This is a genomic window from Zavarzinella formosa DSM 19928 (genome assembly GCF_000255705.1).
Lineage (GTDB): Bacteria > Planctomycetota > Planctomycetia > Gemmatales > Gemmataceae > Zavarzinella > Zavarzinella formosa.
On the sequence record NZ_JH636439.1, the window covers coordinates 2,055,240 to 2,066,404 of the forward strand.

At 58.4% G+C, this 11,165-nt stretch carries 14 protein-coding genes; 4 read left to right on the plus strand and 10 right to left on the minus strand.

Annotated elements, in window-relative coordinates; genetic code table 11:
* Positions 1-5: 5 nt before the first annotated feature.
* The 8 genes from BGIM_RS0109745 to BGIM_RS0109785 all read right to left on the minus strand — a co-directional run bounded on the left by BGIM_RS0109745 (position 6) and on the right by BGIM_RS0109785 (position 4,579).
* A complete protein-coding gene (locus tag BGIM_RS0109745; protein WP_157368730.1) occupies positions 6-191 on the minus strand; it encodes a hypothetical protein in 186 nt (61 codons plus the stop codon).
* A 58-nt stretch (positions 192-249) separates the two neighbouring features.
* Entirely contained in the window at positions 250-441 is a 192-nt protein-coding gene (locus BGIM_RS0109750) for a hypothetical protein (RefSeq protein WP_029629899.1), read from the minus strand.
* Between the two features lie 56 nt (positions 442-497).
* A complete protein-coding gene (locus BGIM_RS0109755; RefSeq protein WP_020469600.1) occupies positions 498-692 on the minus strand; it encodes a hypothetical protein in 195 nt (64 codons plus the stop codon).
* 236 nt (positions 693-928) lie between these two features.
* Positions 929-1,348, minus strand: coding sequence for a hypothetical protein (locus BGIM_RS0109765; protein WP_020469602.1), 420 nt, complete (start codon positions 1,346-1,348; stop codon positions 929-931).
* Positions 1,349-1,368: 20 nt separating this feature from the next.
* The gene (locus BGIM_RS67785) at positions 1,369-1,491 is read right to left on the minus strand and encodes a hypothetical protein (protein ID WP_020469603.1); all 123 of its coding nucleotides are present in this window, start codon (positions 1,489-1,491) and stop codon (positions 1,369-1,371) included.
* Between the two features lies 1 nt (position 1,492).
* Positions 1,493-1,867, minus strand: coding sequence for a hypothetical protein (locus BGIM_RS0109775; protein WP_020469604.1), 375 nt, complete (start codon positions 1,865-1,867; stop codon positions 1,493-1,495).
* Positions 1,868-1,897: 30 nt separating this feature from the next.
* The gene (locus BGIM_RS0109780) at positions 1,898-3,544 is read right to left on the minus strand and encodes a type IV secretory system conjugative DNA transfer family protein (protein ID WP_029629900.1); all 1,647 of its coding nucleotides are present in this window, start codon (positions 3,542-3,544) and stop codon (positions 1,898-1,900) included.
* A 183-nt stretch (positions 3,545-3,727) separates the two neighbouring features.
* Complete coding sequence (locus tag BGIM_RS0109785; RefSeq protein ID WP_020469606.1) at positions 3,728-4,579, minus strand: ParB/RepB/Spo0J family partition protein; 852 nt, start codon at positions 4,577-4,579, stop codon at positions 3,728-3,730.
* Between the two features lie 359 nt (positions 4,580-4,938).
* Here BGIM_RS0109785 and BGIM_RS0109790 point away from each other — a divergent pair, with 359 nt between their 5' ends.
* Together BGIM_RS0109790 and BGIM_RS0109795 are read left to right on the plus strand one after the other, a co-directional pair.
* Positions 4,939-5,802, plus strand: a complete 864-nt coding sequence (locus tag BGIM_RS0109790) for a helix-turn-helix domain-containing protein (protein ID WP_020469607.1) — start codon at positions 4,939-4,941, stop codon at positions 5,800-5,802.
* 150 nt (positions 5,803-5,952) lie between these two features.
* On the plus strand, positions 5,953-6,573 hold the full coding sequence (locus tag BGIM_RS0109795) for a hypothetical protein (RefSeq protein WP_020469608.1): 621 nt from the start codon (positions 5,953-5,955) through the stop codon (positions 6,571-6,573).
* A gap of 457 nt (positions 6,574-7,030) precedes the next feature.
* Here the strand turns inward: BGIM_RS0109795 and BGIM_RS0109800 are convergent, their stop codons facing one another.
* A complete protein-coding gene (locus BGIM_RS0109800; RefSeq protein WP_020469609.1) occupies positions 7,031-8,017 on the minus strand; it encodes a hypothetical protein in 987 nt (328 codons plus the stop codon).
* 243 nt (positions 8,018-8,260) lie between these two features.
* Here BGIM_RS0109800 and BGIM_RS62695 point away from each other — a divergent pair, with 243 nt between their 5' ends.
* Positions 8,261-8,404: a hypothetical protein gene (locus BGIM_RS62695; RefSeq protein ID WP_157368732.1), complete on the plus strand. Its 144-nt coding sequence runs from the start codon at positions 8,261-8,263 to the stop codon at positions 8,402-8,404.
* Between the two features lie 6 nt (positions 8,405-8,410).
* Here BGIM_RS62695 and BGIM_RS49565 read toward each other — a convergent pair whose 3' ends face one another.
* Positions 8,411-10,729, minus strand: a complete 2,319-nt coding sequence (locus tag BGIM_RS49565; protein ID WP_020469611.1) for a hybrid sensor histidine kinase/response regulator — start codon at positions 10,727-10,729, stop codon at positions 8,411-8,413.
* A 242-nt stretch (positions 10,730-10,971) separates the two neighbouring features.
* Here BGIM_RS49565 and BGIM_RS49570 point away from each other — a divergent pair.
* Positions 10,972-11,165: hypothetical protein (locus tag BGIM_RS49570; RefSeq protein ID WP_193788953.1), on the plus strand; the 194-nt coding region annotated here is incomplete at its 3' end.

The window sequence follows — 11,165 nt, forward strand, 5'->3', positions numbered from 1 at the left end:
GTTGATTACTTGATGAACATGGGGATGATGGTGCGACGGGCGAGGTAGACGGCCATGTAGACCGCCAGGCCGAAAAAGCCAATCTCGATGCAAGCTTTGATGGCGACCTCGACGAAACCGAGGGCGAAAAACCCCACTGCGTTGAATGGCCTGGGCATCGCCTCGGCCATCTTGTAATACTCTGCGAACATGATTTGCTCCATGTGCTGGTGTGTGGAAAAAAAGGGGCCGGGCGCGCCCCAGGACAATTCAGGAACCGAACCACCTCTGGATGCCGTACCCCACCCCCTTGACGACCGCGCCCCTCGCCATCTTCCCGGCGGGGGTGTCGCTGTTGAAGGTTTTCTTCATGTTGTGCGAGGCGACGGCCATGAAAATCAGGAAGCCGATAAAGCAGCCTCCCAGATCGCTTGAGAAGTCCGCAAAAATAACTGTGTTCATCGAAGCATCCTTGTAAACGGTTAATGGAAAAACGGGCGATTTCGCTGTACGGTTCGTCATTCGTCACACTGCGGCCCGTGAGGACCGTTCAGCTTTCGTTTCTCTTCTTCACGGCGAAAATCGAACAACTCCAGCGCGCAGAGGACAAGCTCCATCACGCGCTGGCCCACTTCTTTTCTGTCCTGGGGCATGGAGTCCATCGCCTCCAGCCCGGCCTGCCACGCCAGGTCTCGCATGAGTCTGGTGGTCATTCGATCCTCCGAGTGATCGGCAGTCCGTAAACGGCGCGGGTGTGTTGTGAAAAGGTCATGTGATCGCAATGCCGTGAGGGCGGGTTGGTTCCCGCCTTTCGAGGCATGCGTCGGGCCAGCATTCCAATGCAGAACGCCAGGCGGACCGCGACAAGTCGGAGGATGGCAAGAGGCTTGGTCATTGAGTTCATCACAGATTCCTTGGTTTTGGTTATGCGCTCACTTCAAAAAAACCGTCACTTTGTCTCCAGACGCTTAAGCAGTTGCTCCAGCAATGTTCGGTCCGTCAATGCCAAAGTTTCCGGCTTGAGCGGCGGTTTATGGTCAGGATTCGAGTTCGGAGGAGGAGGGGATTTCTCATCGCCCGCGGGCGGCTCGGGGGGCGGGGTAAGAGGTCTGCCATTCCACTCATGCCGTAGCGTTGCCACGACGAATGCGACAAGGCCGAGGCGGCGACTCTCTTCCAGTTCAAGGCGCGCCCGCCGCGAAAACCACGCCTGCGCTGGCAGGGTGAAAAAATTGAGGATCGCGCAAGACGCGATGCATGCCAGGTAGGCAATAAACGACACGAACAGGAAAAAACCAATCCGCATAACTATGTCGAGAGGAAACGGCATCCCTCTGCTTAAGCCATCGACGGCTTCAAAAATTTCCATATTCACTCCTCGTCAGGTGTTCACGGGCGAAAAGACCGAAGCCAGCGGCGCAACAGTGCGGCGCGGCGTTTCATCACGGCTCGTTGCAACGGCCCGCCCGCCGCCAACGCGGCAAGCATCATCAGCGGGGGGAGCCACATCATGTCATCGTCCTCGGGAACGGTCGTTTTCCTGCTGCTGCATCGGCACGTTGGGCAGTTCGTACCCCAAGATTGACTTCTGCACTTCGGGGGCTTCCATGGCGGTCACCTCAGGAGCTTGGATCGTCGGCGCCTGGGCCGCCCCCTCCAGTCGCTCAGTGGTGGCCTCGCCCGTCGTGATACTGCCCCAGACTCCGGGGTTGTTGCCAGCCCCCACTTGCGTTGAGAACCCCGGTTGCACGGCCTGCCGAATTTCGTCGAGTCCGTTCGCCAGGAAGGCCGACACCGACGTGTCTTTGGCCATGTTCTCCTTCTGCATGGCGAGCCAGCGCGACAGCAGGGAAGGCTTTTCATCACGACCTGTCATTTCATCACTCATCGAAAAACTCCTTGAAAGGGGTGTTGTGGGTTACTTGGCAACGAGCATTGCGGCGAGTATCGCCGCCATCACGAAGATGGCCGCCCACCGACGCAGCTTCCGTGGTTTTTTCCCTGCGGAAGCCTGTTCCTCGAAATCGTAAATCACACGGCTGATAACCGGGGGCATACCATTGGCGAGGACAATCGCACGTTTCGGCCCGAGGTTGATAACCTCTCCCGAAGTCAGCAACGGGCGAGAAACCTCGGAGATGGTCATCCCCCTGTTCCTGCCAGTGGAGGCGGTGCCGGGGCCGACCGGAGGAGTTGAATAGCCGCTGTTATCTCCGTCGTTGAGGGAGACGGATTGCGCGGTGGTCGTCGAGCAAAACTTGCTGACGTATTCCCCCGTGGAAACGTCATTGACGCCGCAAAAAATCTGGGTGAGATTCGCCATCGCCACCGAGGCCTGGCCGGGGAAGGACTTTTCAAATTGATCTGACGATTGCACATATAACTGAAAGCGGATTCCAAAACCCCGCATCGTGACCAGGCCGCTTTCCACACTCTCCATGTGGCCAAGGCTCGGAAATTCATCTAGCAGCACATGGACCTTTTTCTCCTCCCCCAAGCCGTGTTGAACGCATGCATGGAGCATCATGTTGGTCCACGCTCGAATAAGTTGCACATGCCCTTTAAGCTGAGTTACAGGCAGGATCATATACACGCTTATCAAGCCGGTTTTCAGCTCGCCTGGCGAGAAGGAACTGGTTTTAATCACTGCCGAAACGGCGGGCGTCCCGAAGACCGCGAGCGCCCTGGCTACCGTCGTTAAAACACTGCCACGCTCCTTGTCCTGGAACAAATCCATCTGATGGCCAAGGCGGGCAATGGCGGGATCACTAAACGCCTTCAGCCGCTTGGTCGCCTCGGCCAGCTCTGCCTGACTGGAAAGGATGTGACAGAGCGTGGTGAGGTTTAACTCTTCCGGAGGGGCCTCCATGACCAGAAACACCACGATGCCGATGATGAAAATCCTTGCCGACTGTTCCCAGTGCGCCGAGTCATGCGCTTTTGGATCGGTCGGGATGAGCGTTTCCGCAAATGAGGTGGCATGGTTGATGAGGTTTTTGTCATCTTTCCGAAGCTGGTCAAACGGGTTGAGCGAGTCGGATTTCTGGGTGTGGATGTTGAACGGGTCGAGGAAATAACACTTATGCCCGAACGTCTTTTTTCGGAATTCGGCGGTGAGTTTCGCGCACTCGCCTTTCATGTCAAAAATCAAACAGCTGTCAGAATTAGTCTTTAAGTGACGCAGGACGAATCCTTGAGTTTTTCCGCCGCCCGTCGGACAGATAATCGCGCAGTGGATCGCGTTGGGAATCCTCGCCTCCGCCTCGCCTTTCCCCGCCGAATCCACCACGGACATCGTGGCCACCGAATCGGCCCAGCGGTCCTTTCTCAAGTGCCGCCACGCCTCTTTCCAGCTCGGGGCGGGAACCATGCCAATCAAAAAGCCCTGCGGCCCAAACCAGCCCTTCCGTGCCAGTTGGGATGCGGTGGCGAAGGACGCCGATCCGTGGGTGTCGCTTTGGGCCAGTTTTCGCTTGCCAGGAAGGAGAAAATACGCCCCCACCGGCAGCAGCAGAACAGGAGCTTGGAACGCCGCCGCCACGCCCGCGGTGGCGAGGATGCCCATGCCGACGTTCGCCAGGGATAGAAGGACCGCCCGCCTTGCAATGGCTCTGGCGAGGGTTCGTTTGGGGAGGTTGACGGGACTCATTTGTTCTCCTTCACGTCCTGTGATTTGTGAAAAAGCCCAGACCTTCGGCTGAGGCCGTCGTCTTGAACGGCCGGTTCGTGGACAATGGGTTAAATCGCGTTACTTCTTGGGGGCGGGTTCGCCTTCAATCTTCGTCAAAATCGGTTGCGCGACCGTCCATGGAAGCCCGTCGAGGGCAATCTTCTTGCAGGCAGCGATCAGGGCGTTGAGTTCCGCCACAAGCACGTCCACGCTGGCAGTCGTGAAGGTGTAAACGGAGCCTGCTTTCGTTTTCACCGAGATGGGCTTGGCCTTCGTTTCCCCGCGTTTCCTTCGTTTGATCTCTTGGATTTCCGCGAGCAACACTTCACGAGGGAGGTTCTGGTCAACGACCATTTGAGCCAGCTTGATCTGCGTTGGAACGTCCTTGATCTGGGCGATGAGAGACGCCTTGGACGGCGCGAGTTTGGCGGGAATCAACGCGCGGATTTCCGCCGGAATGCGGTTGTGGATGTCGAGGCTGCGTTGGACTGATGCCGGGGACATGCCCACCTGTTCCGCAATTTGCAAGATCGTGCTGCCCGTGGCCTCCTTGAGTTGGTGCAGCATGATCGCCTGGTCGATGGGCGATGTGCCTTTCCGGTTGCGGTTCAACGAAAGGGTGAGGGTCATCTCTTCGAAGGGAGACAGGTTCTCACCGATCACTTTCACTTCGATCTTTTCCCATCCAAGCTGGATTGCGGCGGCGATGCGATGGGCGCCGTCCACGAGGCGGTACTGGCCGTCCCCGATTTTCACCACGACAACCGGCACTTGCTGTTTGTCACGCACCAGGCTTTTCGCGATGGATGCGACGTTGGGCAGGTCAAGCGTCCGTTCGATCAGCGAAGGCTTGACCGAGGCGATCAGGACGGTGAGGATCACCGCCGTGAAGACCGCCGACTTGTTGGCGGGCGGGGGCAAGGCAGACAATGGACACCTTCTTTCTCAGGGGTAATGGGGCGCACCGCGAGCGTGGACGCTCAATCGGCGTGCCGTCGGGGACCGGAAACGATCCGGTCGTAATCGGTTGTGGAATCAGCTCAACGCGGTATTCCCCTCGACATTTCGGAGGAGGAGCCATAGAACGCCAACCTAACCAAGGCTTTCGTTCAGGTCACTCGCAGGGCCAGGATTTGACCGCAAACACCATTGTGTACCCAAGTTTGCTGCCCACCGGAGCCGTCTGGCGAGTGGACTGAAGGAAATGTACTTTTTGGGCTTTGGTGAGTCTGCGCAGCTTAACGCAGGTAACGCAGGATAAAGAAGATTAACGAACGATCAGGCAGAATATGCGAATCAACAATGATTTCGTTTTGGATTGGGCGAAGGTCAAAAAACTACTGCATGAAAAGCGGTTGGAGCATCGAGACTTGGTCGAGCGATCAGGTCTGTCTGTCCGCTCAATCCAAGACTACAGCAGCGGGAAGTCAAAACCCGGTATTGAGAGCATTCATCTGATTGCCAAAGCACTTGATGTTGAGGTTGCGGATATTTTAGAATCTGGCGGAGCCAATAACATCTGGACTTTGGAAGTTCCGGCGAGCGAATTCTACAAAGATCATTTCATCGAGCAGCTAAACAAATTGACCAACGGCAAGAATAACTACGTTATAAGGATTTTATCCGGAAGCGTGATTATCCGTTGTTTCAGTGGCGAGGGCGAGCTTCTCATGTTGCCGGAAATCTACAAGGCCGGATGGCATAGTATCGATCTCCATATCGAAAGAAATGCAAGCACGAGGTTTCCATTGCGCAATATTCACTTTTGGAATAAATATTTGCCGTGGTCTAGCAAAAATACATATAATTACATGTTTCTGGGAAAGTTAAAGGCGCTGTCATTCTTCATTACTATTGTGCTGCTTGGGAGTTGCGCTGCCGTGCCAATGTGGATGTCAGAAATCAGTTCAATACTATTTTTTCTAATTCAATTATTGCCATATTTTATTATGTCCTTAGCAGTTTTGATCGTGTTATTTAAGATAACAACTAAGAGGTATAGATATTTGCATGGAGACCTTAATATCGAATGGCAGCAAGAGTGTGAGGTATTTGCAAAAATGTATCAAGTTCGCGAATTGGAGATTGTCGATAAAGGTTACTCAATCTTTTTTAGACCTAATGCTGCTCGCTTCCGATCAACTCCTAAGTGATCGAAAGCGAGAGGGCCGCGTTTTCCGATCAAACACCCAAATTTATGAGTCGTTGACAGCCACACCCATTTGTGCTTTCCCTTGCCAGCCTGCTCGTTGGTCCGCTGGGTCCACCGGGCGGGCACAAACCCCAGCACAAGGAGGTAGCCCATGGGCCGCAAGAAAGCACTTCAAACCACACCCACCGAATCCCAAACTGAACCCCATCAAATCGTCGAGCAAGTCGCCGACTCGTTCTCCCTCCCCTCCGACGTTCCCCTAGCCGAGCCGGTTGAACACCACGAACATGCTCACCACACACCGCATCACGAAACCCATCAAGAAGCCCCGCACTCCGTTGTGAACGAACCCGCCGTTGCCGAGGAAAAGAAGGTGTGGGTGGACCGTGCAAACCCTTGGGGCAGTCTTTCGCACCACTGGCCCGATGGTTACAAGGTGTCGCTCGGCGAGGGATCATGGACGAAGGAGAATCAGAAGCCATCAGCCATGTTGATTTCGTTCGGTTCCGGCAGCAAGGACGACCAGCCCAAGGCATTTGACGCGATCAAGCACGTTCTGAAGGATGCTGGCTACCACTGGGACGCCGAGTCGAAGGCTTGGAGCCATTGGCTGAAGTCGAGCATGACCAACGAAGGCAAGGTCCATAACGCCCGATTGCGTGACGATGCCGTAAAACTGGTTGACCAAGTTGTCCGCATGGAAGAAGCCGTCCGTGGTGAGATTCCAGGACGCAGCCAGCAGCAGGCCAAGGACGAGACGATCCCGTTCTAAAGGAGGCTGCACGGGGCGATCAACCCCCGTGGCCCTGGGTCTTCTAGCCCGATGCCTTGCGGTAGAGCGGGATGGTTGCGTTCTGATCGTTTCCGTTACAGGGGAGCCACCAGAGGGCTACTTTCAAGTCGATTACCCCCGCCGACCGCTTCCAATTTCTGGGTAACACACTCTGAAACGAACCGCAAGGAGATTGATGGCGACGTCCGCAGGACTCTCACCCGCCGATCTTTTGCTTCCTCCCATCGTTTTGCCTCCGACGGGCCAGGACGCCATGGTTGGTTGCGGGTCTGGCATTCAGGGTTCGCGTGGTAGCCCACCCCACGGACAACTCTTCGTGCTTTCGCACAGGCTTGGCCCACCATCCAGCTTCACGACTTGCGGGGTTTCATGCCCGCCACCGCAACCGCAGACATGATGCCTGATCCACAATGGCCGCGCAACCAAAAATATCAGTTCAATACCCGGTGATGAGACCGCACCCGTCCGGCGTCTGGCTCGGCCAGTGGAACCAGGCGTAGTATTCCGCGTCCGATACCATCGAACCCAAATAAAGTTCCTCGACTGCTTGTGCCGGGGAGTCCAGCCCGAAGCAGTTGGCCACGATCTCCGCGCAACTGGCAAGTCCGATCCCCTCCCCGCCGGTTGTGATGCCGCCCGCATACAGCCGTTTGGTGTCCTGCTGTGATTCCAGGAAACTGGCTTGGGAAGGGTCCAAGTGGTTAATCACCACCCACCGGACCAGCCCGTTGCGGACCGGGAAGACGCACAACTCCACCCGGTCGTCGGAGGCGAACCGCATCGCGTTGTTGATGTGGTTGTAAAGCACGCGGCCCACCGCCGCGCACTCGCAGGGAGGGAAGGTCGCCGTTGCCCCGCAGGCGTTCCGCACGCTCACTGTCACTGTGCCATGCGGCCCGCGGACCCTGGCTCCGTCCCATTTGTCGAGCAACCGCCCAATTCCACGCTCTCCTCCCTCCCTGTCCCGGTCCCTCGCCGCCGGATCGATGTCCGGAAGGAGGCTGCGCATGATCCTGGCATGGTCGTCGGCCGCGTCTGCGCACCGTTGGAGATAATCCTGGTTCCCCGGCGATTCCCAAAGAAAATAAGCGAGTCCGACGAGCACCGACAGCCCGCCGCCCCGAATGTCATGAACAACCTTTCTCAGAGAGGTTAACTTCAGGCCCGATCCTCCGAGCCGGTGGACATCATTAAGAAAGTCCTCGTCGATTTCTCTCACGAGGTGACGTTCCAGGCAATCTCCGGAGCGAGATCCCAGAAAGGCCGCATCGGAGACGACCTCATACACCCTCCGCAGGATCGCCTGGTCGGCGGCGCCAAACTGCGAAAGCGCGGACTCGAACTCATGGCCGTCCGACGGGATGATCCGGCGGGAAGGAAGGTAACACGGGGCGAGAGAGACGAGGGCATCATTGGTCATCATATGGGATGTCTCGTGGTGACGTTTGGTCTGACACTGATGCATTCGTCGTGCCGTGACGGTGTCGCTGGCCACTCGAACGGTGAGGGAGTTGGGTGCGGAAAGGCATTTGTTTGCCCACGCGCAGACGTGGAAAGTCAAATATTATCGGGTATTGGAAGGTCTTTTTAACCGTTGGGCGGGCACGGGCTGAATGCGGTGATTCGGGCCATCCCTCTCCGTCGGCCGTAAGATGTGGCGATCCGCGTGGACTCCCTTCAGAAGGCGGGCGACGAAAGCCGGAAGTTCTCCTGCTGGCATGCCGCCGGTGTGGGAGTGGTCAAATCAGTCAGCGAAGTCGGCGGCGCGGAACGGGTTCAGGCGCTGAAATCCTTCACGCCGGGGAAGTGACACCGGTTACCGTGTCTCCCCGCTTCCCGCCTGTTTCACCCCGTCAAGCGCGTCCCGGACTTTGCGGGCCAGCAAGGCCGGGGAGAACGGCTTCTGAAGGAAATTCACCTGCTCGTGAAGAATGCCGTGCCGGACCACTGCGTCGTCGGTGTATCCGGACAGATACAATACTTTCAGACCGGGCCGGATCGCCGCCAGCCGCTCGGCCAGCCCCCGCCCGCCTGTTCCCGGCATGACCACGTCGGTGACCAGCAGATGTATCGGCCCGGCGTGTCCGGCGGCGACGTGCAACGCCTGCTCGCCGTCGGCGGCCTCCAGGATCGAATACCCGCATCCCGCCAGGATTCGGCGGGTCAGTGCCCGCAGGCCGTCCTCGTCCTCGGCCAGCAGGACTGTTTCCGTTCCCTCGACAGGGGAAGGAGGCGCGGACACGTTCGCGTCGGCCTTGCCCGACATTTCCTCCTCGGGGAGATACACCCGGAAGGTGGTCCCGATCCCGACCTCGCTGTACGCCGCCACATGACCGCCGGACTGCTTGATCACCCCGAACACCGTGGCCAGCCCCAGTCCGGTCCCCTTGCCCGCCACCTTGGTCGTGAAGAAAGGCTCGAAGATCCTGGACATCACCTCCTGGCTCATCCCGTGTCCCGTGTCGGACACGGCCAGCATGACGTAACGACCGGGACGAACTTCCGGGCGAAGCTCCGCATACCCCGGGTCGAGTTCCACGTTTCGGGTCTCGATGGTGATCTGGCCGCCTGCGGGCATCGCGTCCCGCGCGTTGACGCACAGGTTCAGGATCACCTGTTCGATCTGGCTCGGATCGGCCCGGACGGTCCGCAGTTCGGGATGCGGAACAGTGGTCAGCCGGATATGCTCCCCGATCAGCCGTTGAAGCAGCTTTTCGATATCGGCCACGGCCGCGTTCAGGTCCAGCGCCTTCGGCGCCAGAATCTGCTGGCGGCTGAACGCCAGCAGTTGCCGGGTCAGCCCCGCCGACCGCTCCCCGGCGTTCAGGATTTCTTCCGCCATTTCCCGATTCGGATCCTCCGGCGGGAGACTTTGCATCATGATCTCGCTGTAGCCGTTGATGACGGTCAGCAGATTATTGAAGTCGTGCGCCACCCCGGCCGCGAGCTGGCCGACCGCCTCCATCTTTTGCGACTGCCGGAACTGCTCCTCCAGCTTTCGCCGGTCGCTGATGTCGGCCTGAACCCCGACGAAATGGGTCACCCGCCCGGCCTCGTCCCGGATCGGCGAGACGGAGACTTCGTTCCAGAACGCCTTTCCGTCCTTTCGGTAGTTCAACATTTCGGCGGTGCAAGATTCCCCGTCCCGCACGGCGGTTCGCAGTCGCAGGACCATCCCCGGGTCGGTGTCTTTCCCCTGGAGGAACCGGGCGTTCCGGCCGACCACTTCCGCGGAATCGTAACCCGTGAGCCGCAGGAAGCCGGGACTCGCATAAATGATCGGATTATCCGGCTGGGTCGGGTCGGTGATGAGGATTCCCTGGTTGACCGCCTGGATGGCCCGGTTGCGAAGCCGCAACGTCTCCTCGGCCAGGCGGCGCGCGGTCACGTCGCGATAGTTGGCCGCCACCGCGATCACGGAGCCGTCCGGAGTGCGGACGGGAACAGGAGTCACCTCTACGAGAATCCGGCGGCCGTCCCGTCCCATCCGGAGGGTTTCGTAGGGGCCGACATCCTCGCCGCGGCAAAGCCGGTCCACCTTGCCCCGGGTCACGTCCCGGCCCTCGGGCGGGGTGAGCAGGCTGACCGGGCGGCCGATGATCTCCCCGGCGGGATAACCGAATAATCGCTCGGCGGATTTGTTCCAGCTTAGCACGTTGCCCGCCAGATCGAAACTGACGATGGCGTCCCCGGCCGACTCGACCACGCAGGCCAGCAGCGCCTTGCCCCGCAGGACGGTCTCCCGGGCCCGTTTCAAGTCGTCAATGTCGGTGCTGGTCCCGACCCACCGAAGGATCGCCCCGGCGGCGGTTTGTTCGGCCCGGGCGCGGCTGATGTGCCACCGGTAAGTTCCGTCATGACGCCGGAGCCGCTGCTCGACCTCATATGGTTCGCCGGTGTGAACGGAATGATCCCAGGCGGTCAGGGTGCGAGGGAGGTCATCCGCGTGAAGCATCCGCTCCCAGCCCCGGCCCAGGGGATCACCCGGGGAGAAACCGGAATATTCCAGGCATTTCCGGTTATGGTAGGTGGTTTCGCCATCCGGCCCCGCGAGCCAGATCATGTGCGGAATCTCATCGGTGAGTTGCTCGAAGAAAGGCTCGGACTTCGGAAAATCCGCTCGTCTGGCGCTCATGGGCTTGCTCTCCCGAAAGAAAAGAATCGACGCTTTCCGAATGTGACGGGATCATGGCGGCTCAAGCATACCTCCAATCACGGTGGAAATCCAACCCGATTGCAATTGTGAGAATTTCAGCCAATGGTTGAATTGCGAGGCGAAAAAGGCCTTGGCAAAATTTCGCTTTACCGGACACGCGATCCGCGCTAACGTCATCGCACGCATGGGCAATCAAGCCCGGCGAACGATGGAGCACCACCATGATCACCAACTACACGGAGCAAGGCATACCCGTAAACGTCATCGGGCAGACCGACGAAGGAAAGCTAATCGTCCAGCACATCAACACCGCTTACGATGGTGATGGAGACGAGTACGAGACGGACGGCCAGATCGAAGTCTACAGTGGAAAGCTGTTCACGGATCGGCCCAAACCGAGCGACAACGGGTTGAT

Bases quoted from the DNA above. Each gene is read 5' to 3' on its own strand.
- BGIM_RS0109745 (WP_157368730.1), bottom strand. From the start codon at position 191: ATGTTCGCAGAGTATTACAAGATGGCCGAGGCGATGCCCAGGCCATTC.
- BGIM_RS49565 (WP_020469611.1), bottom strand. From the start codon at position 10,729: ATGAGCGCCAGACGAGCGGATTTTCCGAAGTCCGAGCCTTTCTTCGAG.
- BGIM_RS0109750 (WP_029629899.1), bottom strand. From the start codon at position 441: ATGAACACAGTTATTTTTGCGGACTTCTCAAGCGATCTGGGAGGCTGC.
- BGIM_RS0109795 (WP_020469608.1), top strand. From the start codon at position 5,953: ATGGGCCGCAAGAAAGCACTTCAAACCACACCCACCGAATCCCAAACT.
- BGIM_RS0109800 (WP_020469609.1), bottom strand. From the start codon at position 8,017: ATGATGACCAATGATGCCCTCGTCTCTCTCGCCCCGTGTTACCTTCCT.
- BGIM_RS67785 (WP_020469603.1), bottom strand. From the start codon at position 1,491: ATGATGTGGCTCCCCCCGCTGATGATGCTTGCCGCGTTGGCGGCGGGC.
- BGIM_RS0109790 (WP_020469607.1), top strand. From the start codon at position 4,939: ATGCGAATCAACAATGATTTCGTTTTGGATTGGGCGAAGGTCAAAAAA.
- BGIM_RS0109780 (WP_029629900.1), bottom strand. From the start codon at position 3,544: ATGGGCATCCTCGCCACCGCGGGCGTGGCGGCGGCGTTCCAAGCTCCT.
- BGIM_RS0109775 (WP_020469604.1), bottom strand. From the start codon at position 1,867: ATGAGTGATGAAATGACAGGTCGTGATGAAAAGCCTTCCCTGCTGTCG.
- BGIM_RS0109755 (WP_020469600.1), bottom strand. From the start codon at position 692: ATGACCACCAGACTCATGCGAGACCTGGCGTGGCAGGCCGGGCTGGAG.
- BGIM_RS0109765 (WP_020469602.1), bottom strand. From the start codon at position 1,348: ATGGAAATTTTTGAAGCCGTCGATGGCTTAAGCAGAGGGATGCCGTTT.